23 protein-coding genes are annotated in these 22,839 nt (G+C 62.1%); 10 read left to right on the top strand and 13 right to left on the bottom strand.

Annotated elements, in window-relative coordinates; genetic code table 11:
- Nucleotides 1–9 precede the first annotated feature (9 nt).
- From CIT25_RS23805 to CIT25_RS23790, 4 genes are read right to left on the bottom strand one after another with little or no spacing between them, the layout of a single operon-like run.
- On the bottom strand, nucleotides 10–831 hold the full coding sequence (locus CIT25_RS23805) for a sugar phosphate isomerase/epimerase family protein (RefSeq protein ID WP_095487068.1): 822 nt from the start codon (nucleotides 829–831) through the stop codon (nucleotides 10–12).
- 21 nt (nucleotides 832–852) lie between these two features.
- Nucleotides 853–1,689, bottom strand: a complete 837-nt coding sequence (locus CIT25_RS23800) for a carbohydrate ABC transporter permease (protein ID WP_095487066.1) — start codon at nucleotides 1,687–1,689, stop codon at nucleotides 853–855.
- A complete protein-coding gene (locus CIT25_RS23795; protein ID WP_095487064.1) occupies nucleotides 1,686–2,615 on the bottom strand; it encodes a carbohydrate ABC transporter permease in 930 nt (309 codons plus the stop codon). The genes CIT25_RS23800 and CIT25_RS23795 overlap by 4 nt, the downstream gene beginning before the upstream one ends.
- Before the next feature lie 4 nt (nucleotides 2,616–2,619).
- Nucleotides 2,620–3,966 (bottom strand): ABC transporter substrate-binding protein, encoded by a 1,347-nt coding sequence (locus tag CIT25_RS23790; protein ID WP_095487649.1) that lies wholly within the window; start codon nucleotides 3,964–3,966, stop codon nucleotides 2,620–2,622.
- Nucleotides 3,967–4,123: 157 nt separating this feature from the next.
- Here CIT25_RS23790 and CIT25_RS23785 point away from each other — a divergent pair, with 157 nt between their 5' ends.
- Nucleotides 4,124–5,272 carry a Gfo/Idh/MocA family protein gene (locus tag CIT25_RS23785; RefSeq protein ID WP_095487062.1) on the top strand — a complete coding sequence of 383 codons (1,149 nt, stop codon included), beginning with the start codon at nucleotides 4,124–4,126 and terminating at the stop codon, nucleotides 5,270–5,272.
- 18 nt (nucleotides 5,273–5,290) lie between these two features.
- Nucleotides 5,291–6,274 (top strand): alpha/beta hydrolase, encoded by a 984-nt coding sequence (locus CIT25_RS23780; protein ID WP_095487060.1) that lies wholly within the window; start codon nucleotides 5,291–5,293, stop codon nucleotides 6,272–6,274.
- Here the strand turns inward: CIT25_RS23780 and CIT25_RS23775 are convergent.
- Entirely contained in the window at nucleotides 6,255–7,277 is a 1,023-nt protein-coding gene (locus tag CIT25_RS23775; protein ID WP_164759284.1) for a LacI family DNA-binding transcriptional regulator, read from the bottom strand. The two genes, CIT25_RS23780 and CIT25_RS23775, sit on opposite strands and share 20 nt — an antisense overlap.
- Nucleotides 7,278–7,522: 245 nt before the next feature.
- Here CIT25_RS23775 and CIT25_RS23770 point away from each other — a divergent pair, with 245 nt between their 5' ends.
- From CIT25_RS23770 to CIT25_RS23735, 8 genes are all read left to right on the top strand, one after another.
- Nucleotides 7,523–8,470, top strand: a complete 948-nt coding sequence (locus tag CIT25_RS23770; protein ID WP_095487059.1) for a sugar kinase — start codon at nucleotides 7,523–7,525, stop codon at nucleotides 8,468–8,470.
- Nucleotides 8,467–9,753 carry a D-tagatose-bisphosphate aldolase, class II, non-catalytic subunit gene (locus tag CIT25_RS23765; RefSeq protein WP_095487057.1) on the top strand — a complete coding sequence of 429 codons (1,287 nt, stop codon included), beginning with the start codon at nucleotides 8,467–8,469 and terminating at the stop codon, nucleotides 9,751–9,753. Before CIT25_RS23770 ends, CIT25_RS23765 begins: the two co-directional genes overlap by 4 nt.
- Nucleotides 9,754–9,934: 181 nt before the next feature.
- Nucleotides 9,935–10,819, top strand: a complete 885-nt coding sequence (locus CIT25_RS23760) for a dihydrodipicolinate synthase family protein (protein ID WP_095487055.1) — start codon at nucleotides 9,935–9,937, stop codon at nucleotides 10,817–10,819.
- Nucleotides 10,820–10,842: 23 nt separating this feature from the next.
- The gene (locus tag CIT25_RS23755) at nucleotides 10,843–11,502 is read left to right on the top strand and encodes a GntR family transcriptional regulator (protein WP_095487053.1); all 660 of its coding nucleotides are present in this window, start codon (nucleotides 10,843–10,845) and stop codon (nucleotides 11,500–11,502) included.
- A 63-nt stretch (nucleotides 11,503–11,565) separates the two neighbouring features.
- Nucleotides 11,566–12,900, top strand: a complete 1,335-nt coding sequence (locus tag CIT25_RS23750; RefSeq protein WP_095487645.1) for an ABC transporter substrate-binding protein — start codon at nucleotides 11,566–11,568, stop codon at nucleotides 12,898–12,900.
- Nucleotides 12,900–13,838, top strand: coding sequence for a carbohydrate ABC transporter permease (locus CIT25_RS23745; protein WP_095487051.1), 939 nt, complete (start codon nucleotides 12,900–12,902; stop codon nucleotides 13,836–13,838). Before CIT25_RS23750 ends, CIT25_RS23745 begins: the two co-directional genes overlap by 1 nt.
- A complete protein-coding gene (locus tag CIT25_RS23740) occupies nucleotides 13,839–14,660 on the top strand; it encodes a carbohydrate ABC transporter permease (protein ID WP_023797160.1) in 822 nt (273 codons plus the stop codon).
- Nucleotides 14,661–14,701: 41 nt separating this feature from the next.
- Nucleotides 14,702–15,760: an ABC transporter ATP-binding protein gene (locus tag CIT25_RS23735; RefSeq protein WP_095487049.1), complete on the top strand. Its 1,059-nt coding sequence runs from the start codon at nucleotides 14,702–14,704 to the stop codon at nucleotides 15,758–15,760.
- 296 nt (nucleotides 15,761–16,056) lie between these two features.
- On the opposite strand, the gene CIT25_RS23730 is transcribed toward CIT25_RS23735, so the two are convergent.
- The 8 genes from CIT25_RS23730 to CIT25_RS23695 form a co-directional block, all read right to left on the bottom strand.
- Nucleotides 16,057–16,287 carry a hypothetical protein gene (locus CIT25_RS23730; protein WP_095487047.1) on the bottom strand — a complete coding sequence of 77 codons (231 nt, stop codon included), beginning with the start codon at nucleotides 16,285–16,287 and terminating at the stop codon, nucleotides 16,057–16,059.
- A 335-nt stretch (nucleotides 16,288–16,622) separates the two neighbouring features.
- The gene (locus CIT25_RS23725; RefSeq protein ID WP_245329974.1) at nucleotides 16,623–17,369 is read right to left on the bottom strand and encodes a GGDEF domain-containing protein; all 747 of its coding nucleotides are present in this window, start codon (nucleotides 17,367–17,369) and stop codon (nucleotides 16,623–16,625) included.
- Nucleotides 17,370–17,733: 364 nt separating this feature from the next.
- Nucleotides 17,734–18,348 carry a thermonuclease family protein gene (locus tag CIT25_RS23720; RefSeq protein WP_245329973.1) on the bottom strand — a complete coding sequence of 205 codons (615 nt, stop codon included), beginning with the start codon at nucleotides 18,346–18,348 and terminating at the stop codon, nucleotides 17,734–17,736.
- Nucleotides 18,349–18,471: 123 nt separating this feature from the next.
- Complete coding sequence (locus CIT25_RS23715) at nucleotides 18,472–19,671, bottom strand: ABC transporter substrate-binding protein (protein ID WP_095487041.1); 1,200 nt, start codon at nucleotides 19,669–19,671, stop codon at nucleotides 18,472–18,474.
- An 86-nt stretch (nucleotides 19,672–19,757) separates the two neighbouring features.
- A complete protein-coding gene (locus tag CIT25_RS23710; RefSeq protein WP_425351753.1) occupies nucleotides 19,758–20,513 on the bottom strand; it encodes a lytic transglycosylase domain-containing protein in 756 nt (251 codons plus the stop codon).
- A 35-nt stretch (nucleotides 20,514–20,548) separates the two neighbouring features.
- Nucleotides 20,549–20,920, bottom strand: a complete 372-nt coding sequence (locus CIT25_RS23705) for a hypothetical protein (RefSeq protein ID WP_095487037.1) — start codon at nucleotides 20,918–20,920, stop codon at nucleotides 20,549–20,551.
- Between the two features lie 60 nt (nucleotides 20,921–20,980).
- Nucleotides 20,981–22,411, bottom strand: coding sequence for a calcium-binding protein (locus CIT25_RS23700; protein ID WP_095487035.1), 1,431 nt, complete (start codon nucleotides 22,409–22,411; stop codon nucleotides 20,981–20,983).
- Between the two features lie 40 nt (nucleotides 22,412–22,451).
- Nucleotides 22,452–22,839, bottom strand: a 388-nt coding sequence (locus tag CIT25_RS23695; protein WP_206072988.1) for an Ig-like domain-containing protein, incomplete at both ends; no start/stop codon positions are given.

The raw sequence follows: 22,839 nt of genomic DNA, 5'->3' as shown, positions 1-22,839 counted from the left end.
GTCTCTTCCTCACGCGCCGTAGCCGCGCATGGTCTGGCGGTTGGTCTTGACGGCGGCCGCTGGATCGGCGGCGGCAGTCTCGGATTCCTCTTCCAGCACCAGCCAACCGTTGAAGCGCGGTGCCGCACTTGCGATGTCGATCACTGCCGCGGTATCGCAGACGCCCTTGCCGAGCATCGCCCATGTGCCGCCGGCATCGACGTCCTTCAGGTGGACGTAGCGGATGCGGTCCCGGTAGGTGGTGAGCGTGTCGATCATGTCTTCATGGCCGCGCAATATGTGGCCGGTGTCGGGCACCCAGCCGACGAGCAACGGATCGACCAGCCCGAAAATCCGGTCATAATCGGCACGGTCAAAGAGCAGCGTGTTGTGATGGGAACTCGGATGGACGGCGACATTGACGCCGGCCCTGCGACCGAGTTCGCCGGCCTTGTTGTAGAGGTCGGCCGCGATGGCGAATTTGTCGTCGCGCGGGCCGTCGGACACGACGGTGGCCGAGCCCATCGAAATCAGCGCGCCTGGAAAGGCGGCGGCGAAGTCGATCCAGCGCTTGGCGGTCTCGAGGTCGGTGCCGATCTTCTCCTTCAGCGTGAAGCCGCTTTCCGAGCCGAAGGCGAAGGAAACCAGGGTGAGGCCGGCCGACTTCAGTGCCGTGGCGAATTCCGCCGGCCTGTCGACATAGCGGCCGATCATCGTGTCGGTGATCTCGATGCCGGCATAACCGCCATCGGCGATCGCCTTCAAGAGATCGTCGGGGCCACCGGAAAACCGGTCACCGAGCATTTCCCAGGTAAAGGTCTGGCATCCGACTTTCAGGTCTTTCACGTTCATCCTTTCATTCCTTGATGCCGCTCATTCTTTGATGCCACCTTGGGTCAGCCCTTCGATGATGTGCCGCTGGAAGAACAGCACCAGCACGATCAAAGGAACGGTGACAACGGCCGAAGCTGCGGCGATGTCGCCCCAGGGCACGTAATAGAGGTTGGTGAAGTTGGCGATGCCGACGGGGATCGTCTGGCGATCGATGTTGGAGGTGAAGGCGAGGGCGAACAGGAATTCGTTCCAGGCGGTGATGAAGGCAAGCAGGCCCGTGGTCACCAGGCTCGGCAGCGACATCGGCAGGATGATGTGCCAGAGCAGGCCGGGAACGCTGACGCCGTCCATGCGCGCCGCTTCGTCGATCTCGCGCGGCAGCGTCTCGAAATAGCCGAACAGCACCCAGGTGACGAGCGGCAGCCCGAGCGCGAGGTAGGTTATGATCAGCGCAGTATAGGTATCGAGCAGGCCGAGATTGGTAGCCACCAGATAGAGCGGCCCGACCAGCGCGATCTGCGGGAACATCGACACCGAAAGGATGACCATCAGGATGCCGAAGCGGCCCTTGACGTTCAGCCGCGATAGCGCGAAGGCAGCCAGCGATCCGACGAAGAGGCACAGGAATGTCGTGGCCAGCGAGACCACCAGCGAATTCCAGACATAGCGGTGCAGCTGCTTCTCGATGAAGGCGTTGTAGTAGTGCTCAAGCGTGAAGGGCGCGGGGATCAGCGATGGCGAGCCCGAGGTCAGCGCCTTGTCGAGCTGGAACGAGGTCGAGAATTGCCAGATGAACGGGCCGCCGGACCAGACCAGGATCAGCAGAGCGCCAAGATAAATGGCGATGGTCTGCAGCGGCGAGCGTGTGTCGTTCATTGCGCCCTCCTGATCTGCCTGATGAGATAGAGGCAAAACGCCAGTGCGATGATGCCCTCGGTGACGAACATGGCCGTCGAAACGGCTGAGCCATAGCCGAATTGCAGCGTCGAGAAGAGCACCTTGTAGGACAGAGTCGACAGCGTCTCGGTCGAATCGGCCGGACCGCCGCCGGTCAGCACATAAACGAGGTCAAAGACGCGAAAGGCGTCGAGCGCGCGGAACAGGCCGGCGATCAGCAAGGTCGGCATCAAGAGCGGCAGGCGGATGTACCAGAAGGTGATCCAGCCCTTGGCACCATCCATGCGCGCTGCCTCGATCAGCGAATTAGGCACCGTCTGCAGCCCGGTCAAAAGCAGCAGCGCCATGAACGGCGTCGTCTTCCAGACGTCGGCGATGATGATGGTGGTCATCGCGGTGTCGGGAGAGCCGTACCAGTTGACCTTCTGGTCGATCAGCCCGGCATGCAGGAGAATGTAATTGATGATGCCGTTCTGGCCGTCGAACAGCCAGCCGAACATTTTCGAGGTGACGACGGTCGGCATCGCCCAGGGAACCAGCATGGCCGCGCGGACGAGCCCGCGGCCTTTAAAAGCCTCGCACAGGATGAGCGCCATGCCGAGCCCGATGACGGTCTCCAGTATCGTGGATGCCGCGGTAAACCACATCGTGTGCCACCAGGCGTTCCAGAACTGCGCGTCGCCCCAGAGCTGCACATAATTGGCGAAACCGGAGAATTCGTTCTCCTGGGTGATCAGCGAGGTGTTGGTGAGCGAGAGATAGAGCCCGTTGATGATCGGGTAGAAGGAAACCGACGCCAGGGACACGAAGGCCGGCGTCAGCAGGAGCAAGGCCCAGAGCGCGCTGGGAAGCGCCTTGCCAAGCCGCGGCCGGCCAATGCCAGAAACAGTGGCCGCAGCGGTCATGGGTTCAGCCGACGATCTGGTCGATTTGCGCCGCCAGCGCGTCCATCTCGGCCTGGACATTGCCCGACACCAGCGCCTTGGAGATGCCCGACTGCAAGGCCAGCGTCACCTTCGCATATTCGGGTGTGATCGGACGGGCCGTGGCGCCGGTGAATACTTTTTCGAGGCTCGCCATGAACGGCTGTTCGGTCTTGATCTTCTCGTCCTGGAACAGTGCCGGGCGCGTTGGCGCGAGGCCGAAGTTTAGGGCGATGCGATGCTGGGTTTCGGTCGACGACAGCCAGGTCAGCAGCTCGATCGCGGCTTCGCGCTGCTTGGAGTTGGCGTTGACGCCGAGCTGATAGCCGCCGAGACAGGCCGAGCTCTTGCCGCCGGGGAAGGCCGGTAGCGGTGCGACACCGACCTTGTCCACCACCTGGGAGGCCTTGGCGTCCTGGGCGATCGGATAGACATAGGACCAGTTGCGCATGAACATCGCCTTGCCCGAGGTGAAAGGCTGGCGTGACGGCTCCTCGTCCCAGGACAGGACGTCCTGCGGGCTGATCTTGGTCCCGTTGACGGTGTCGTGCAGGAACTGGATCGCGTCGACCGCCGCCTTCTGGTTGATCAGCGACGACTTGCCGTCGGGCGCAAGGATCGCGCCGTTGTTGGAGGTGATGATCTCGACCGCGTCGCAGACCAGAACCTCGGCCTGCTTGCCTTGCCAGAGATAGCCGAAATCGACATCGCCGGCCTTCTGCGCGGCGGCGGCGATGGTCGCCATGTCGGCCCAGTTTTCCGGCACCTTGCCGCCATGCTTTTCCAGCATGTCCTTGCGGTAATAGAACATGCCCGAATCCATGAACCAGGGCAGGGCGGTCAGCTTTCCGTCATAGGTACAGGCGTTGAGGGTTCCGGAGAAGTAGGCGCTGCGCTTGTCCGCCGGAAAGTACTCGTCGAGCGGCAGCGCCCAGCCGGCGGCGGCGAAGCCGGCGATCCAGATCACGTCCTGACTGAAGACGTCGGGCGTGCCGGTGCGCCGGGCAAGCTGCTGGACAAGGCCCTGATAGACCTCCGTCGAGGAACTCGGCGGCGGCAGCTCGATGTTCTTGACCAGAATGCGGTCCTGCGATTCGTTGAAGGCCTTGATCAGGTCGCCGAAAGTCTCCTTGCCGAAGAAGGCGGCACTGGCGAAACTGATTTCGGCGCGCGACTGTGCGCGAGCCCGGCGAACGCCCAGCCCGGTGCTCAGCCCAAGTGTTGCCGCGCCCAGCAGTCCGGCGCTGCCAATGAGAAACTGCCGGCGGTCGGCGATCGTCACATGCGCAACCGGCTTCGAGCCGGAGACCGGCCCTTTTTTGATGTCAGTCATTTTCTCTCCTCCTTGCGCTGGCAGCCTCCCCAGCCAGCATTTGCGCATGTTCCAGAAAAATTTTACGCGCGTCAAGATTTAAAATGCTGTAAAGCGGCTTTCGAATGTGATCCGTTGCCGGTGCAATGATTCACGGCGTTGGGAGGTGGAAAAAAAAATGCGAGGACAATCAGGAGCTAAGCTCGGCATCGGCGTAGTCGGGTGCGGCAACATCTCGATGACTTATTTGCGCAATGCGGCTCTGTTCGGTGAGGTGGAACTGCGCGCCTGCGCCGATATATCGCCCGATATGGCGGCCCTGCGTGCCAGCGAATATGGCATCCGGGCAGTCAGCGTCGATGCGCTTCTGGCCGATCCCGAAATCGATCTCGTCCTCAATCTGACCATCCCGGCGGCGCATTTCGACATCTCGTTTTCGGCGCTTTCGGCGGGAAAGCACGTCTTCACCGAAAAACCGCTGGCGACCTCGGCTAGAGACGGCCGCCGCCTTGTCACCGAGGCGACGGAGCGCGGGCTGCTGCTGGGCTCGGCTCCGGACACCTTCCTCGGCGCCGCCGGACGGCGGGCACGCCGCCTCATGGACGACGGCGCGATCGGCCGCGCGGTGACCGGCACTGCCTTCATGATGGGGCGTGGCATGGAGCACTGGCATCCCAATCCGCAATTCTACTACCAGCCCGGCGGCGGACCGGTCTTCGACATGGGCCCCTATTACCTGACGATGCTGGTCAATTTGCTCGGGCCGGTGGCTCGCGTGATGGCGATGGCAACGCGGGGCCAGGAAGAGCGGTTGATCACCGCCGAAGGCCCCTACAGGAACACCAGCTTCAAGGTCGGCACGCCGACCAACGTCCTGTCGCTGCTGGAGTTTCGCTCGGGCGCCACCGTCACCTTCGGTGCCTCGTGGGACGTCTTCAGGCACTCCAATCATCCGATCGAGTTGCATGGGACCGAAGGCTCGCTCAGGCTGCCCGATCCGGATACGTTCGGCGGCACCGTCTCGCTGTCGGAACGTGGGGCCGACTGGGCCGATTTTCCCAGTGACAGCGAACTCTACGGCGCGCGCAATTGGCCCTTCGCCGCGCCCGACCGCGCGAATTACCGCATGCTCGGCGTTGCCGATCTTTCGCGCGCGCTGATATCAGGAAGAAGGCCGCGGGCGTCCGGCGACCTTGCGCTGCATGTGCTGGAGATCATGGAGGCGATCCTCGCTTCGGGAGAGAGCCGCGAGTCCGTCGCCGTCAACGCAACGGTCGGTCAGCCACCGCTCCTCCAGGAGGACGAAGCGGCCAGCCTGCTTGCCTGATATCGGAGGACACTTACGATGACGACCTCGCTTTCGCCCCTGCTCGATCCAGAGGCCCGGCATGTGCTCGACCTTGGGCGAGAAGCGGCAGCCCCGCCGTTCGAAAGCGGCACGCCTGAAGAGGCGCGCCGCGCCTATGAGCAGGACTTTCCGGCACTCCAGGGCGAGCGCAAGCCGGTCGGCTCACTGACCGAGCGCACCATCGCCGGCCCTTGCGGCTCGTTGACGCTCAGGATCTATCGCGGACAGGGCGCGGTCGGGGCCGCTGCCCCGGCGCTGCTCTATCTGCATGGCGGCGGCTGGGTGATCGGCAATCTCGAGTCGCATGACGAGATCTGCCGGTGGTTTGCCAATATGGCGGCGTGCGCCGTCGTCTCGCCCGACTACCGGCTGGCGCCGGAGCACAAATTCCCGGCGGCGATCGAGGACTGCCGCGCTGCACTTTCTTTCATGCAGAACGGCGCGGGCGATCTCGGCATCGATGCAGGAAGGATCGCTGTCGCCGGCGACAGCGCCGGCGGCAATCTCGCCACCGTGCTTTGCCTGCTTGCGCGCGGCGACAAGAACCCGCCGACCGCGCAACTGCTGTTCTATCCGAACACGGACGCCTCGCAGGCGGCAGACAGCTATCGCCGCTTTGCCGAGGGCTACGGTCTGACATCGGCGACCATGGCCTGGTTCCGCGAACACTATATCAGGGATGCCGGCGATATCGACGACTGGCGCGTGTCGCCGCTCAAGGCCGCAAGCCTTGCCGGCATAGCGCCGGCTTTTGTCGCAATCGCCGGTCATGACATCCTCGCCGACGAAGGCGAGGCTTATGCCAAGCGTCTGGTGGATGACGGCGTGCGGGTCGTGCTGCGGCGCTGGCCCGGCCAGATACACGGCTTCGTCTCGATGGGCCGCCACGGCCCGGCGGCGAGGCAAGCGGTTGGCGCAGCGGTTGCCGCATGGCGCGGCTTCGATCCTGCCTTTGGAACGCTCAGGCCGACTGACGCATGACCAGAGTCGCGTCGAGACTGACCTTGGGGGCAACTGCCGCGTCGTCCTCGTCCAGCAAGGTCAGCAGCGTCTCGACGCTGCGTCCCGCCATGGACGCGAAATCCTGCGCCATGGTGGTGAGGGCAGGACAGGTATAGCGGCTTAGCGGATGATCATCATGGGCCGCGACCCGCAGGTCGCAATCGCCTCTGCGACCGACTTTGCGGCCTTGCGAATAGGCGGCAGCCATCACGCCGAAGGCGAGACGGTCGTTGGCGCACAGGATGGTCTTTCCCGGCAGGCCACCATTGCCGAGCATCTTTTCCATCTGCTCGTAGCCGATCCGCTCGAAATCCCAAGTATAGTCTTCGGTGTTGCCGATGATGACTGGCTCATGGCCGAGCCGCTGCATGGTGGCGACATAGCTGTTTACTCGTTCTGGCGAGTTGTGGTTGACATGCGGGATGTCGAAATAGACCGGCGCGTCGCCGGAGCGGGTGAGATACTCGACGATCGTCGAGACGCTCTGGGCATTGTTGTTGCCGACGAACGGCGTGCTGCCTTCGAGATAGGTATCGAAATAGACGATTGGGATCGCCTGTGTAAGCTTCTCCAGCGTGCGGTGGTCCGAACGCAGCCCAAGCGGCGCAATCAACGCGCCGGAAACTTTCAGCGAAAGAATGGTTCGTGTCGCTTCCACTTCGAGCTCGCGCGAGCCATGCGAGGAGATCACGATCGGCCAGTAGCCCTCATCGCGCAGCCTGAGTTCGATGCGGCTGACCATCTCGGAATAGAAGGGATCGGCGACCGTCGGCACCACGATGCCGATGCTGCGGGTCCGCTTTCGGTTCAGGTTGCGCGCAAAGAGATTGGGCTGGTAGTCGGACGCGCGCAGCGCCACCTCGATCCGCTGCCGTGTCGCCGGCTTGACACTGGTCGGATCATCAAAATATTTCGACAGCGTCGGCCTGGAGACGCCGCAAGAGCGAGCAAAATCCTCCATCGTCTTGTGCGTCATCGGCATTATTCCCTCGCGCCGTTCCTCAGCGCTGCCCGGTTCCCTACATACGGTGCGCTGGCGTGCAACCGCAAGTCGAAACTTTACAGACAATTCCAGCAGTTTCCATGCGTAAATTTATTAATTGACGCGAAAAAGCACAAGCCGTATTCACTTCCAGTGGGCGAATTCGAAATTCGTATCACCCGGAAAGAGCTCGCGCGGTTCATCCGAAGCGAGGCCGGGCGAAATGCCGGGAGGGATTCCGCGAGATGAAGAAGCTGGTCAGTGCCGGCGAGATACTCGTCGAGATCATGGCCGAGCGGATCGGCCAGAGCTTTCTCGAGCCTGGTCCGCTGCTTGGGCCCTACCCGTCCGGAGCGCCCGCCATCTTCATCGGCCAGGCGGCGGCGCTCGGCCAGCCGGCCGGCCTCATCGGCGCCGTCGGCGACGACGATTTCGGCAGGCTGAACATCGAGCGGCTGCGGACGCTTGGCGCCGACGTGTCGGCGATCGCGGTTCACACGGGCCAGGCGACGGGCACGGCCTTCGTCACCTACCGGGCCGACGCCAGCCGGCATTTCGTCTTCAACATCGCCAACAGCGCCTCCGGCCTGATCGAGACCGACACGGCGGCAACGAAGCTGCTCGCCAGTGCCGATCACGTCCATGTCATGGGCTCGTCGCTGTTTTCCGACCGCGCCATCGCGGTGGCGCTATCGGCGATCGAGACTGTCAAGGCCGGGGGTGGAACCGTGTCCTTCGATCCGAACATCCGCCGCGAGATCATGCAAGCTTCCGGCATGCGCACGGCGCTCGACCATGTGCTGGCGCGAGCCGATATCTTCCTGCCGAGCGGTGAGGAGCTCTTCCTGTTTTCATCCGCCAAGGACGAGAAGGGCGCGGTCGACGAATTGCTGAACCGTGGCCTGTCCTGCATCGTCCTGAAGAAAGGCGCCGCGGGCGCCACCTATCATGATCGCCACGGCACGGTCGCCTCACCCGGCTTTGCCGTCGACGAGGTCGATCCGACCGGCGCGGGCGATTGCTTCGGTGCTGCTTTCGTCTCGTTCTGGTTGCGCGGGGCGGCTCCCGCAGACGCAATGCGGATTGCCAATGCCTGCGGTGCGCTCGCTGTCACCCGCAAGGGACCGATGGAGGGCATTTTCCCGCTTGAAGCGGTCGAAGCCTTCATCGCCACAGGGAAGAACATGCAGTGAGTGCCGCGACGCAGAGGTTTGCAAACATTGCGGCCAGGCGCGCTGCAGGCGCGAGAAGCGGCATCGCCTCGGTCTGCTCGGCGCATCCGCTGGTGATCGAGGCCGCCTTGCGTCATGGCGCGGCGCGGCATGCGGATGTTCTGATCGAGGCCACCTGCAACCAGGTCAACCATGAGGGTGGCTACACCGGGATGACGCCGCCCGACTTCCGCAGCTTCGTCGAGGCGCATGCGAAGAAAGCGGGTTTCCCGGTCGATCGCCTGATCCTTGGCGGCGATCATCTTGGACCCAATCCGTGGAAACACATGGCTGCTGCCGCCGCCATGAAGAACGCCGCGGCGATGATCGATGCCTATGCGAGCGCCGGCTTCACCAAGATGCATCTGGATACGAGCATGGCCTGCGCCGACGATCCTGCCGTGCTTGCCGACGAGACCATCGCCGCGCGGGCGGCCGAACTTGCCGCAATCGCCGAGGCGGCGGTCGAGCGGGCAGGCGGCGAAAGACCGGTCTACGTCATCGGCACCGAAGTGCCGGTGCCGGGCGGTGCGCTGGAGGCGCTCGACCACCTGCATGTGACGGCGCCCGACGATGCTTTGCGCACCGTAGAGGTACACGCCCGAGCGTTTTCCCGCGCCGGCCTCGACGACGCTTTTGGCCGTGCGATCGGCGTCGTCGTCCAGCCTGGTGTCGAGTTCGGCAACGCCGAGATCGTGCCCTATGCGCCGGCCAAGGCGACTGAATTGGTGGCGGTGCTCGACCGCGTGCCGCAATTCGTTTTTGAGGCGCATTCGACCGACTACCAGCCGACCGAAGCGCTCAACGCTCTCGTGCGCGATGGTTTTGCCATCCTCAAGGTCGGCCCCTGGCTGACCTTCGCGCTTCGCGAGGCGCTGTACGGGCTCAGCCACATCGCCGATGTGCTCGCGCCTGACCCTTCGCGTGAAAGCCTGCCTGTCGCGATGGAGCGCATCATGCTGGCGTCGCCGGACAATTGGCAGAAATACTATCCGGCCACGCCGGAAGAGCAGCGCGTGCAGCGGCATTTCTCGTTCAGCGACCGCATCCGCTACTACTGGCCGACGCCGGACGCGCAGCGCGCCACGCAAAAGCTATTGGATGTGCTGGGCGAAAAGGACATTCCCCGGCCTCTTGTCAGCCAGTATCTGGGGCAGCTCGACGCCGAGGTTGCGGCAGGCCGGATCAAACCTTTCGCGCACGACCTTCTGATCGGCAGCATCACCCGTGTCCTCGACATCTACGCAGGCGCGACGGGACAGTAGGGCGGATCGGCCCTGGGCGGTGTGCCTGGTCGCACCGCCGAAAAGCGTCACGCGCGAAACCTCTCTGTTCATGTCCGACTCTCGATATCGCCAGCGTTTCGAAAAAGACACTGCTGCAATTTACAACTAACATGTTAGCGTGTTAGCCGTGCTTGCAGATCGACATCTGGAGAAAATAGCAGTGGCTTCGCGCTTTGGTCTTTCGGTTGCCCTCACCACGCCTTTTGATGCGTCCGGGCAAATCGCCATCTCTCCCATGGTCGCGCAAGCCCGGGCTTGCCTTGGCGCCGGATGCAGCAGCGCAACGCTCTTCGGCACCACGGGGGAAGGCGCCTCGGTGGGGACTGGAGAGCGGCGGATTGTCACCGAAGCCATGCTTGCCGCCGGCATTGCGGCGCATCAGCTCGTCGCCGGCGTGCTGGTCGATGCGGCCGAAGACGCCGCCGAACAGGCGCGGCACGCCTTGCAGCTCGGCGTCCGCAACATACTGCTGGCCCCGCCGAGCTACTTCAAGAATGTCGGCGAGGACGGGCTGTTCGGATGGTTTTCCGCCGTCTTCGCCGCGCTCGGCCCGCTGGCTCGCGGTGTCCTGCTTTACAACATCCCTTCTGTCACCATGGTGCCGCTCCCGCTTAGCCTGATCGGTCGGCTGCGTGCGGCCTTCCCCGGCGTGATCGCCGGTGTAAAGGATTCGGGTGGCGACTGGAGCTATAGCGAGGCGTTGCTAAAGGCCCATGGCGACCTGGTGATTCTAATCGGCGACGAGCGGCATTTGGCGAGAAGTGTGCGCCAGGGCGGGCAAGGCGCCATTTCCGGCATGGCCAATTTCGTCACCGGTGAAATCCGCGCCATGGCCGAGGACGGGCGCGACGACGCCCGCGTCGAGAGCTTCGTGCTCGAATTGCTCAAATATCCGGTCACCCCGGCGGTGAAGGTCATGGTGGCGTGCAAGACCGGCGACGAGCGCTGGCTGGCGGTCCGTCCGCCGCTCGAGCCGATCGCTGCGCAGGGGCGGCAACAGCTTACTGCTGCCTATGACAGGCTGTTTGCGACAGAGCCGGCCTGACCGGCAAGGAAGAAACCGCTGAAATGGACGACAGCAGCGAACCGGCCACCCTCAGGGAAAAAGCCTATGCCAGCTTCACGCGGCATTTGCTGGCTCGTGATCTGCGGCCGGGACAGTTCGTGTCGCAGCGCGAACTGGTTGCCTTTACCGGGTTGCCGCTTGGCGCCATCCGCGAGATCGTGCCGCGGCTCGAAGCCGAGGGGCTTCTGATGACCATCCCGCAGCGCGGCATGCAGATCGCCCATATTGATATCAGCCTGATCCGCGAGGCTTTTCAGTTCCGCCTGTTCATGGAGCGCGAAGCGGTGGCGCTATTCACCGTCAACGCCTCCGACGCCGAACTCGCCCGCCTGCGGCGCGAACATGAGGACATGCTGGCTCAAGCGTTGTCGCAGCCGCCGACGGCGGAAATGGAAGCCAAGGCCCAGAACATCGATTGGGCGATGCACGACACCTTCATCGATGCGCTAGGCAACGAGATCATCGCCAAGGCGTATCTGGTCAATTCGGTAAAGATCCGCCTGATCCACCAAGAGCGCTTCCGTATCGATGGGCGCGTCGTGCCGGTGATGCATGAGCACCTGACAGTGATCGAAGCGCTCGAGAGCCGCGACCCACAAAAGGCTGTCGAGGCGATCAGCCGGCATATCGACAATGCGCGCCGGTTGGCGCTCCAGATCTGAGGACGTATGGTTCGCGGCTGCCGCGACGCAATCCACAACGACAGCAACCCAAGGGAGGAAGAAATGTCGTCCAATCCGTTCAAGCCAACAAGAAGGCAAGTCCTTGCAGGAACCACGGCGCTCGCCGCGGGCCTGGCGGGCCTTCGCCCGAGCTTTTCCGCCAGCGTCGACTGGAAGCGTTTTGCCGGCACGACGCTCGACGTCAATCTGGTCAAAAGCCCGCGCAGCGACACCATCCTGAAATATATCGCCGAATTCGAGGAGCTGACCGGCATCAAGGTCAATGCCGAGGCGACGCCGGAACAGCAGCAGCGGCAGAAGACCGTGATCGAGCTCAGCTCCGGCAAACCGAGCTTCGATGTCGTGCATCTGAGCTATCACGTGCAGAAGCGCCAGTTCGAAAAGGGTGGCTGGCTGGCCGATATCGCCGGCTATCTCGCCGACCCGACCTTGACCGATCCTGGGCTGGTCGAAGGCGATTTCGCCGAAGCCGGCATGCTTTTCGCCAAGGACAGTCAGGGCGTGCTGCGTTCGCTGCCCTTCTCGGTGGACTACTGGATCGTCTACTGGAACAAGGAGCTGTTCGAGGCCAAGGGCCTCAAATACCCTGAAACGTTTGAGCAGATGGTCGCCGCCGCCGAAGCGCTGACCGATCCGTCGACCAACACGTTCGGGTTCGTCGCCCGCGGCCTCAAGAATGCCAACACGCCGGTGTGGACATCGCTGATGCTCGGCTACGACATGACGCCGCTCGACGACAAGGGAAAGCTGCGCACCGAAACGCCCGAGGCGATCGAGGCCGCCGCCCTCTACCAGAGGCTGATGACCAAATCCGCCCCTCCTGGCGTCACCGGCTTCAATTGGGCTGAAGCGCAGTCCGCCTTTCTGCAAGGCAAGATCGGCATGTGGTTCGATGGCGTGGGTTTTGCTCCGCCGATGGAGAATCCCGAAAAGTCGCGGGTGGTCGGCAAGGTCGGCTATGGCGTGATGCCCAAGGGCCCGAAGGCGCATGCCTCCGGGACGTTTGGTGACGGCCTCGGCGTGACCGCTTCCAGCGAAAAGAAGGAAGCTGCCTATCTCTTCTGTCAGTGGGCGGTTTCCCCGGCCATGGGCGCGCGCCTGCTTCAGGCCGGCGCCGGCGTGCCTTTCCGCAAGTCGATACTGGAAGACCCCAAGGTGCGCGAAGGCGTCACCATGCCGGCAAGCTGGCTCGATGCCGTCGTCGGCTCGGGCAATATCAGCCGGCTGGCGCTGCCGGTGATCATCCCGGTCACCGAGTTTCGCGACATCTACGGCGTGGCGTTGACCAACATGATTGCTGGTGCTGATCCTGCCGAAGAGCTGAAGAAGGCCACCGAACAGTTCCAGCCGGTGCTCGACAGGAGCGAGCAGGGCTGATGTCCGCCATCGCCCCTGAACGCACCGGGGTAGCGACGCAAGCCATTGAAGGGAGCCAGACGATCCGGCTGGCTCCCAACTACTGGCCCTTCGTCGTTCCGGCGCTCGTCGTCGTTGGCGCCGTGATAGTCTTTCCCTGGGCTTTCACGCTCTGGATGAGCGTCAACCGCTGGACGCTCGGCCAGTCGCGGAGCTTTGCCGGGATGGAAAACTATCTCCGTCTGGCCAGCGATCCGCGATTCTGGGAATCCCTGGTTCATACGTTGACCTACACCTCCTTGTCGGTGGCAGCGCCGATGTTCCTGGGCACTGTCGCCGCCCTGATCTTCGACGCCAGGTTTCCGCTGCGCGGCCTGCTGCGCGGCGTCTTCGTGATGCCGATGATGGCAACGCCCGTTGCCGTGGCGCTGGTCTGGACCATGATGTTCCATCCCCAGCTCGGCGTGCTCAACTACCTGCTATCGCTGGTCGGCATCCCGGCGCAGGAATGGATATTTAATGCCAAAACAGTCATCCCTTCGCTGGTTGCGGTCGAGACCTGGCAGTGGACGCCGCTGGTGATGCTGATCGTGCTGGGCGGGCTGGCCTCGGTACCGCGCGAGCCCTTCGAGAGCGCCGAGATCGATGGTGCCAATGCCTGGCAGCAGTTCCGCTACCTCACTCTGCCGATGATCGCGCCGTTCCTGATGATCGCGTTGATCATTCGCACCATCGATGCGCTGAAGAGCTTCGACATCATCTTTGCAATGACTCAGGGCGGGCCGGGCACGGCGTCGGAAACCATCAACATCTACCTCTACAACACCGCCTTCTCCTACTACGACATTGGCTATGGCTCGGCGATGGCCGTGGTGTTCTTCATCGTCATCGTGGCGCTGTCCTTCATCCTCCTGATGCTGCGCCAGCGCTCGCAGTGGATCGACGCGGAGGGCAAATAGATGAGCTCACGTCTGCTCAACCAGATCGGGCTGTTTTTCGCGGCTCTGGTCATTGTCTCGCCGGCGATCCTGTTCTTCCTCTGGATGATCTCGCTTTCGCTGAAATTCGAGATCGACAACGGCGCCTATCCGCCGATCCTGATCCCCGAACGTTTCGCCTGGTCGAACTATGTAAAGGTGTTCGAGGAGAACAATTTCCTGCTCTATCTCTGGAATTCGGTTCTGGTGACCGGCACGGCGACACTTCTGGCGCTGCTGATCGGCGTACCGGCCGGCTATGGCATAGCGCGGCTCAAGGCCGAAAAATCGGCGGTCGTCATCATGATCGCCCGCATGACGCCCGGGCTATCCTATCTCATCCCGTTGTTTCTGCTGTTCCAGTGGATTGGGATCCTCGGCACGCTCTGGCCGCAGATCATCATCCACCTGGTGGTGACGGTGCCGATCGTGGTCTGGGTGATGATCGGCTATTTCGAGACCACGCCGATGGAGCTGGAAGAGGCGGCTAACATCGACGGCGCCAGCTCCTGGCAAGTGTTCCGGCTGGTCGCTCTTCCCATCGCCAAACCGGGCATCGTTGTCGCCTTCATCCTGTCCGTCATCTTTTCGTGGAACAATTTCGTTTTCGGCGTGGTGCTCGCCAGCCGTGAGACCCGCACGCTGCCGGTCGCCGTCTACAACATGCTCTCCTATGAGCAGGTGAGCTGGGGGCCGCTCGCCGCCGCCGCACTGGTGGTGACGCTGCCGGTCCTGGTCCTGACCATGTTCGCGCAAAAGCAAATCGTCGCCGGGCTGACCGCCGGCGCGGTCAAGGGCGGCTGAAGCCGCATAGCTCGACATCACTCTTTTCCCGGAGAAATCCAATGGCATCGGTAACAATCAACAACGTGCAGAAGGCTTTCGGAGCCACCAAGATCATTCACGACGTCAGCGTCGACATCGCCGACGGCGAATTCGTCATCCTGGTCGGCCCGTCGGGATGCGGAAAGTCGACGCTGCTGCGCATGATCGCCGGACTTGAAACGATCTCGGGCGGGAAGATCGCCATCGGCGAACGTATGGTCAACAACCTGCGGGCGCGGGACCGGAACATCGCCATGGTGTTCCAGAACTATGCGCTCTATCCACATATGACGGTGGCCGACAATATGGGCTTTGCCCTGAAGATAAAGAAAGCCGATCCGGCCGATACCGCCGGCCGCGTCAGGAATGCGGCCAACATCCTTGGGCTGGAAAAGCTGCTTGAGCGCTATCCGCGTCAGCTCTCCGGCGGCCAGCGCCAGCGCGTCGCCATGGGCCGCGCCATCGTGCGCGACCCCCAGGTCTTCCTGTTCGATGAGCCGCTTTCCAATCTCGACGCCAAGCTGCGCGTCCAGATGCGCGGCGAGATCAAGGCGCTGCACCAGCGGCTGGGCACCACCACCATCTATGTCACGCATGACCAGATCGAAGCGATGACCATGGCCGACAAGATCGTCGTGCTGCATGACGGCCTGGTCGAGCAGATCGGCGCGCCGCTCGACCTCTACGACCAGCCGGCCAATCTCTTCGTTGCCGGCTTTATCGGCTCGCCCGCCATGAACTTCATTGCCGGCCGCATCGAGGAAGGCGTGTTCCGCAGCGCCGGTGGGCTGATCCTGCCGCTGCCGGAAGGCGCCCACCCGGCCGATGCTGCAGGACGCGAACTTGTCTACGGCATCCGCCCCGAACATATCCGCGCAACCGCCGGGGGAATGCCAGGCACGGTCACGCTTCTGGAAGCCACGGGTTCGGAAATCTTCGCCAAGGTCGACTGCGCCGGTGAGGAAATTTCCTGCCTGTTCCGCGAGCGGCTTCCGCTCAAGCACGGCGCGCAGGTGCGGATCGAGATCGATCGCGCCTGCGCCCACCTGTTCGACGCGAAAACCGGCCGGCGTATGTGATTGGCGTGGGTTGCGCGACGGGCTCGCTCACGGCTGAGGTTCACCAAGACTTTGAAACTATGGTGATCCCGACAACGTCATTGAGGAACTGGGGCGACAGCTACCGCTCTTACAGCATGCCAGCGGGGCATCACAGTTCAATGGCCATGCAAGTCCGAAGCCACTAACCCCTCGCCTATCCTCCTGCACGCAACGGCGCTGCGGCACTTTGATCTGCCGCATCACCCGGCCTTGGGCCCTGGCAAAAAACCACTCCGATTTTCGGCGACGCCGACCTTCGGTTCGTGGATCATGCGCTAGAGCCAGATACCATCTTTGCGGTCGAGCGGGCCAACGCTCTCGGGTCCCGGATCAGCTTCTGCGGCTTCTGCGCCGTAGACCGTCCAGAGCATGTAGACAAAATACCCGACCTGCAAAACTATCGGGCTAATGATCGCCCAGCCGATTGAACCCGTTGCCCAATACGTCGAGATCGAAACAAGGCACGACGTAGTGAGTATCCCCACCAGGACCTGCAGAACGTTCATCTGTTTTTTCAAAGCGTCCCGGAACTGACAACAGCCGAGAGGCTCCCCCAACCCAATACTCGATACTCAATACCCCGAGCCAACATCTCATTATTTTAGGGGTGGCGCAAGTACCATGTCGGGTAGCGGCTGAGGCATGCAACCTTCAGTTTTAAGTTGTTTAATTCCGGCGGTCTGTCGGCTGCCAACTAAGGGTGTAAAAGCTGGTGGAGGCGACTCTCGCGGATGGCTGCGCCTGGGGCGATCGGGGTGTGTCCTCGTCGTCGTTCGCCTTGGCCTGTCCTGCAGGCCATTCACACCGCAGCCGGAGCAAGTTGCCGCCCTGCAAGCGATCGTCAACTGGGCAGACGAGACAGTTCGAAGTCAGTTCCATTTCTGGATAGCAGCTGCTCGGCGGACCGGAACATGTCGTCAAACGCGAGTTCATTCTCGAAGACTACCCCTCCGACGCCTATGCTCAGGACATCCTCCGCTCCTTTTGGCGCAAAATAGACTTGTGCGACGCGCGCCCGGATACGCTCACCGACCTCCTTGGCGTCTTCTTCGGTGGCACCAGGTAGAAATACCCCAAAGATGGATATCCCTATGCGGCCGATCAGATCCTCCTCGCGCACTGATGACTTTATGGTCGAGGCTATGAGCCGCAAGGCCTCGTCGCCCCATTCAATACCAAATCGCAGGTTGATGGATCGAAGGTGTTCGGGATGGATGACCAGGAAGGCGCCCGAACGAGAGCCACGCTCAGATGGCTTCTTTACTCTGCGTTCGATGATCGAAGTAAAAACCGTTCCGTTCAAGCAGCCCGTCAGGCCATCGTAGGTCGCTGACTTGTTTAGCTCTTGCCGATAGCGGCGGATCTCAACCCGACCCCAGCCGATCAACAGGAAAAGCGGTAGCCCAATGACGAGGGGGACGAGCGTTGCCGTGACAACGCCGCGTCCGAACGGCGTGAGCCCATCGGCGAACAGGAGCAGATAGTTGAGGCCTAGCGAAAAGCCCAAACTCCCGGCGGTCCCCAGAAGCGTCAGCCACGCGATACTCTTCCACGCTTGGGCAGAGCTGTTCGCCATCGATTTTGTCACTACCCGATCTCCTGTCAGATAGGCTGGCATAAGGCCGGCAAGTTACAAATTCGGTCTCAAAAGCCAATACAATTTGATCGATCGGACTGAACGAGCTCTGGCTGACCCACATGTGAAGCTGGAGTTGCCCGCGAGGAAGATGGAAGACAACAGTTAACGAACCAGGTGTCGGCGCAGGCTGAACAACCAGCAGCGCAGGCAACCGCCTGATCAGCATGCTGCTCTAGAGCCTGCCCCGATAAAATCGGGATGGGGCTCTATCTTTTTGTTTGAGCATGATCGTTTCCGAAGCCGGATTCCACTTTCGGGATCATGCTCCAGTTTCGGCAAATACGGTTCCCTGAGGGCTCAAAAGGCGAGCTGACTATCGAGGCGGGCCGAATATACCCATCTCCGTATCCATCGCTGTCACCTCCGCCTTGCCGTAGATACCGCTCGGCAATGACAGGGCCCAGCCATTGGAGACCAGCCAGGCGCCGACATCCTGCCTGCCGAGCCTGCATGGGGCGGCGATAGCGAAACGATCCACTTCCGGTGGCACGAAGCAATTCAGCGCGCGTCCGCGCAACCAGGAGTTGAACGCTGCGCGCGCGCGTTGGCCGCAAGGCCAGACGACGTCATGAAAGGAACAGGTCTTGTCCGTGGCAATGCTCTGGACCCCGCTGATGACCACCGTCCGTCCCATCGATTCGAAGATCGCGGACGAACTCGCAATCGGAGCGTAGAGCAGGACCTCCCGCCAGTCTTGCGGCATCGGCGTTTTCGGGGGCACGGCGAGACCGAGTTCGCTGAGTGGCGGACGGGGCTCAATCCGTTCGATTTCCGAAGAATCAAGTTGTGGCGGAGCGATGAGGTCCTGAGCAATCTTGCGTGCCGGCACTCGCCATTGAGCGTCGAGAACGGTTGCGCCCGGTCGGGTTGGCCGCTTGCCGCGAATATCAGGAGACGGCGCAGGAACAGGCCGGTCGACCGAAAGCAAAGCCCCGCCCTGAATGATCAGGAGGAGCCCGGCCAGAAGCTCCAGGCTTGCGAGCGCGACAGCCAAGCGGATGCGGCTCGGCCTGTCCATCAACTCGATAAGGTCCTGCGGGTTCGCGCCGGGTCAAAAACCCGACGTCGATCTGGCAACCAATTTGAGCGCACCCTTTTCAACTCGATAGAACGGCATCGATCGCTGGCTGGATCCGTCGGCGCGAAACCGGAATAGACCTGTGGATCCGCGAAACCCGCTCGGATTTTCGAGTACCTGTTTGCTGAAGCCATCGGGTCCAACCGCGCTGGCGATCCCAGCAGTCAGCGCAACCATATCATAGGCGTAGGCGACATTGACGTCGGGCTGATAGTTATAGGTAGTCTTGAAGCGGTCGGCGATTGGTCCGGTTTCGCGCGGATCGAGCGTGGCGATATAGGCCCCTTCAAACAGCGGCTCGATGGGGCGTTCCAGCCAGCGGTTTGTTCCCACCACAGCGATTGTTCTTCCCGGGATACCCTTGGATTTCAGGGCGGCAAGGATTTGCAGCGGGCTGTCGTCTCCGCTGGCGACAATGACGGCGTCCGGAGCATCCACGAGTGAGCCCATGTCGGTGACCGCTTTGGTGCCGCCGTCGCCTGCCGAGTACGGGATAGTGACCGCCAGCGTTGCGCCATAGATGCTTAGGCTGTTCGCGACCCGCTTTTCAACGGCACTGCCGTTCGAGCCAGCTGCGACAATCAATACGAACTTCTTGCTGCCTTTCGCCGCGATGCCTGCGGCGCCCGCAGCCGCGCTGTCTGCCTCGCTGAGGCGCACGGCATAAACGCCGGGACCGCCTGTGAAATTGTTGGCAAGTGCCAACACTGGCGGCCGTTTCGGTCCCGACAATTTGGCGATATGCTGCGCCGCCGGTAGTTCGGTCGGACCGATGACGACTTTCGCTCCCGTCGTGATCGCCTTTATCGACAATTCGCTGGCGTGTGCACTGTCGCCCTGCGTGTCCTCGACCGTCAGTGTGAGCAATCCATTGCCAAGATCCGCCATTGCGAGTTTTGCGGCATCGAGCATCTTCCTGCCGGTTTCCCCCGTGGCTCCAGGGGCGGACAAGGGCAGCAGCATCGTGATCTTCGTCGAACCACTGCCGATCGATTGCGTCGCCTGGGATCGGCCCGCAACTGCGGCGTCATTCTGCACTCCGGGTGCGGCGATTGCAGCCGGATCGAGCACTTCGGAAATGCTGCCTTTCGACTGGCAACCTGACAATGTCACGGCGAGCGCAAAGGCGATTGCCCTCGTCCGCAGCCAGAGGACCTGTCGGCCAGCTTCCATGATTTTCCACCCTATGTGCCGCCGGGTCACTTCCCGGTCTGATCTTCCAGTCATGTCACGGCTGAGTTGCGCCGTCTTGTGGTTCTTTAGCCTGCAAAAAGCCGGGCTCTGAGCGTCCTGATCTGTCTGGCTTGCCTTGCATTTCGATAGTCGGCGCATTTCATGTATCGCGGCCCAGGCACGAACACCCGCCGCACGCACACGCGTTTTCCTGCGGCAGGGGCGCTGTCTTCTCCTCCTGCTGAAAATGTGGAAAAGCCGAATGTTGCCACCGGCAATGGCCCGTCAACCTCGAACCCTTCCCTTGCCAGGATCGAGCGCGCGCGCTGGCAGTAGCGGACCGAAAGTGCCGAGAAACGGCTTTCGTTGTGCCCGGCGCGATACTTCATGACGGTGGTGCACAGGTCGCCGTCGGCGAGCCTGTTCGCCTGAGCGAGATATTTGACGCCCAGCGCGATGTTGGTCTTCGGCGCACTCAGCTCTTCGAGCGGGCCTTGAAAGCCAAGCATTCGTGCTGTCGCGGGCATGACCTGCATCAACCCGACTTCCCCGTCGGCACCGCGCGCCTCGGGATCGAACCCGCTTTCGATCTCCATCACGGCGTGTGCGAGCCGCGGCTCCAGGCCGTAGATCGACGACTGGCAGGTCGCGAATGCCTTCAGCGTTTCTCTCGTCCATTCCTGGGTGGCATCGCAGCGCGTCGGCCGCAACCGTTCGGGCAAAGCATTTTGTATTTTAGTGGATTGTTCCGACGCACCCGCGCCGGCATGCATGGCAAGCAGGTCAAAACCGGCCAAGGCGATCGTTCCGACGATCGCCCGCAGCAGTGTTCGGTCGGCCATCATTGTCAGCCAGCCGCGCGTCGCCGCCTTTTTGGTCAGTTCATGTACTCGACCATGCGGTCGTGGAAACACTCGCATTTATTCAGGTAGTCTTCGTCGCGATAATTTGCCTTCAAATAGCCGTAAGCCTTGCCGCAGGCGACCTTGGCCTCGGAGGCCCAGACGAAGACAGGCCGTGACGAATGGATCCATTCCGAGCTGTTGGCGACGGCGACAGACTCGTCCATCAGTTGCACCACCTGGTTCTTGAGATCGACGATGTTGTCGGTCTGCACCAGGTTGGACGTGCCGACGACGCGACAATAATCGACCGACGGACCTTCGATGATGTCGGCGGCATACCCCGTCGATCCAACAGCCAGGAACAGTGTTGCACCGGCAGCCAGAAGTCTTGCAGACTTTTTCATGATGAATTCCCCTCTACCATTCGAATCTATAGCATAGCACCTAGCCCTTGCACTATTCCCCTAAACCGCATTGGCCGTGGTCGTATGCTGGGTTATTCCGTCGTCATAAAGCAGCGTGATCGTGCTGGACACCGGCACGTTCGTTAGCGTGGCCACATCCACGAAATTGGTGCCGTTGGCCGTACCGTCGGCATCGACGCTTAGCGTGCCGGTTCCCGCATCGTAGTTCACGAACTCGCCGATGTTGGCTCCCCCCGGGGCTGTGTCGAACAACGACGTCAGGTCGATCACGTCGCCCTGGCCGCCGGCGCCGCTGTAGTCGGAGATGAGATCCTTGATGTCCAGTTGGTCGAGTTTGAACGTATCAGCGCCGTTTCCTCCAGTCATTGTGTCTTGGCCGAAACCTCCAACGAGGAGATCGTTGCCGTCGCCACCGCTGATAAGATCGCTGCCACCGCCGCCGCTGAGGAAATCATTGCCTCCCCTGCCTATGATGACGTCATTGCCGCCATTGCCATTGAGGTGGTCGATACCGGATGTGCCATAGATCTGGTCGGCCAAGGTGGCATCGCCATTCACCGTTATTCCAGGATCGCCTGGATCATGGGAGAAGAATTCGAATCTGACTGCGCGGGCCTGGTAGTTGCCGCCATCATTGTCGAAATAGGAAAGTGTCCATGTGTCGCCGGCGGCCGGTGGATTTGCGATCAGATAGTCCGCGAGCGTCGTCGTCGTTGCGACCCCGGCGCCGTCGAGAAGGAAGATATGGTCATAGTCGACGGTCGCCTTCATCAGGCCGGTGGCCGGGTCGTAGGTCCAACTCTGCTCGAATGTTCCGGCAGTCAAATCGTCTTCAACAACTGCAAATCGGTTCGCTCCGATCCTGATCTCGACTTGAACTTCCTGTTCGCGATGCGATCCTGCACTGCCATCTCCGAAGACGCCTGGATTGCGCTCCCCTAGCGGGATCGGAGTTACGAAGGGAGACTCCTGGAAGTCGGTGTAGATTACGACTGTCGAGCCATGAGGATCGGCCGTTATGGCGCTTACCGTGGCTTGGGACAGACTCAGGTTCTGGGTCTGGTCATTTCCGGAGGTGAGCGGGCTGTTACCATTACCCACCTGTGCGGTATCGCTGGGCAAGCTGGTCGGCGGGACTTCGTGGATGCCAACAGTCTGAGTGACGTGGGCGGTGCCGTCGAAGACGTCCAGCGATAGATTGACGTTGACGGTGTCGGTTACCGTTGCGGTCGGCCTGTAGACCAGGTCGTCCAGCAGGTTGATGCCGCCGGCCGGATCGTAGAGCACAGTGCCGGCCGTCAGGGCGACGTAGGTGACGCCATCGAAATAGAACGTGCCTGTGGGGATCGTCCCCGTCGCGGTGACAATGAGGTTATCGCCATCCGCATCGGTCGGGATAGTCACCAGCAAGGGATATCCGTCGGGATAGCTCGGCGTGCTCAAAGTTTGCTGTGCCGGATCGCTCGACATCCAGTTCTGGGTGTTTGCGGCAACCGGCGCATTGTTGACNGCCGCCGGAGAGGTTGTCGGCGACCGTGCCGGTCACCGTCTCGGCCGGGCTGGCCGGATTGCTGCCGATCGCCAGTGCTGCTTCATTGACCGTGGCGTCGTCATTGGCGGCCGCCAGGCCGCTGTCCGACAGGGTGATGGTCAGCGTCGTCGTCGACAGGTCGCCGTCGCCGTCCATGATGGTGTAGACGAAGGTGTCGGTGGCGCCGCCGGCCGGCACGGCGTTGGCAAAGCCGTCATAGCTGTAGCTGCCGTTGGCGTTGAGCGTCAGCGTGCCGTAGGTGCCGGCAATGCCGGCGCCGCCGAGGCCGCCGCTCACCGGGCTGGCGGTGTTGCTGCCGGCGGCCACGCCGACAACGCCGCCACCGGCGGCCGCACCGTCGGCGCCG

Origin of the sequence: Mesorhizobium mediterraneum, from assembly GCF_002284565.1 — a bacterium.
Lineage (GTDB): Bacteria > Pseudomonadota > Alphaproteobacteria > Rhizobiales > Rhizobiaceae > Mesorhizobium > Mesorhizobium mediterraneum.
The sequence above is the reverse complement of the archived record's forward strand: the minus strand, read 5'-3'. Positions and strand labels throughout refer to the sequence as shown.

Excerpts from the sequence above, each read along its gene's own strand:
- CIT25_RS23705 (WP_095487037.1), bottom strand. The coding sequence starts at position 20,920 with ATGAAAAAGTCTGCAAGACTTCTGGCTGCCGGTGCAACACTGTTCCTG.
- CIT25_RS23800 (WP_095487066.1), bottom strand. The coding sequence starts at position 1,689 with ATGAACGACACACGCTCGCCGCTGCAGACCATCGCCATTTATCTTGGC.
- CIT25_RS23775 (WP_164759284.1), bottom strand. The coding sequence starts at position 7,277 with ATGCCGATGACGCACAAGACGATGGAGGATTTTGCTCGCTCTTGCGGC.
- CIT25_RS23735 (WP_095487049.1), top strand. The coding sequence starts at position 14,702 with ATGGCATCGGTAACAATCAACAACGTGCAGAAGGCTTTCGGAGCCACC.
- CIT25_RS23730 (WP_095487047.1), bottom strand. The coding sequence starts at position 16,287 with ATGAACGTTCTGCAGGTCCTGGTGGGGATACTCACTACGTCGTGCCTT.
- CIT25_RS23795 (WP_095487064.1), bottom strand. The coding sequence starts at position 2,615 with ATGACCGCTGCGGCCACTGTTTCTGGCATTGGCCGGCCGCGGCTTGGC.
- CIT25_RS23715 (WP_095487041.1), bottom strand. The coding sequence starts at position 19,671 with ATGGAAGCTGGCCGACAGGTCCTCTGGCTGCGGACGAGGGCAATCGCC.
- CIT25_RS23780 (WP_095487060.1), top strand. The coding sequence starts at position 5,291 with ATGACGACCTCGCTTTCGCCCCTGCTCGATCCAGAGGCCCGGCATGTG.
- CIT25_RS23790 (WP_095487649.1), bottom strand. The coding sequence starts at position 3,966 with ATGACTGACATCAAAAAAGGGCCGGTCTCCGGCTCGAAGCCGGTTGCG.
- CIT25_RS23750 (WP_095487645.1), top strand. The coding sequence starts at position 11,566 with ATGTCGTCCAATCCGTTCAAGCCAACAAGAAGGCAAGTCCTTGCAGGA.
- CIT25_RS23770 (WP_095487059.1), top strand. The coding sequence starts at position 7,523 with ATGAAGAAGCTGGTCAGTGCCGGCGAGATACTCGTCGAGATCATGGCC.
- CIT25_RS23805 (WP_095487068.1), bottom strand. The coding sequence starts at position 831 with ATGAACGTGAAAGACCTGAAAGTCGGATGCCAGACCTTTACCTGGGAA.
- CIT25_RS23700 (WP_095487035.1), bottom strand. The coding sequence starts at position 22,411 with ATGTCGAGCGATCCGGCACAGCAAACTTTGAGCACGCCGAGCTATCCC.
- CIT25_RS23710 (WP_425351753.1), bottom strand. The coding sequence starts at position 20,513 with ATGGCCGACCGAACACTGCTGCGGGCGATCGTCGGAACGATCGCCTTG.
- CIT25_RS23745 (WP_095487051.1), top strand. The coding sequence starts at position 12,900 with ATGTCCGCCATCGCCCCTGAACGCACCGGGGTAGCGACGCAAGCCATT.
- CIT25_RS23740 (WP_023797160.1), top strand. The coding sequence starts at position 13,839 with ATGAGCTCACGTCTGCTCAACCAGATCGGGCTGTTTTTCGCGGCTCTG.
- CIT25_RS23785 (WP_095487062.1), top strand. The coding sequence starts at position 4,124 with ATGCGAGGACAATCAGGAGCTAAGCTCGGCATCGGCGTAGTCGGGTGC.
- CIT25_RS23755 (WP_095487053.1), top strand. The coding sequence starts at position 10,843 with ATGGACGACAGCAGCGAACCGGCCACCCTCAGGGAAAAAGCCTATGCC.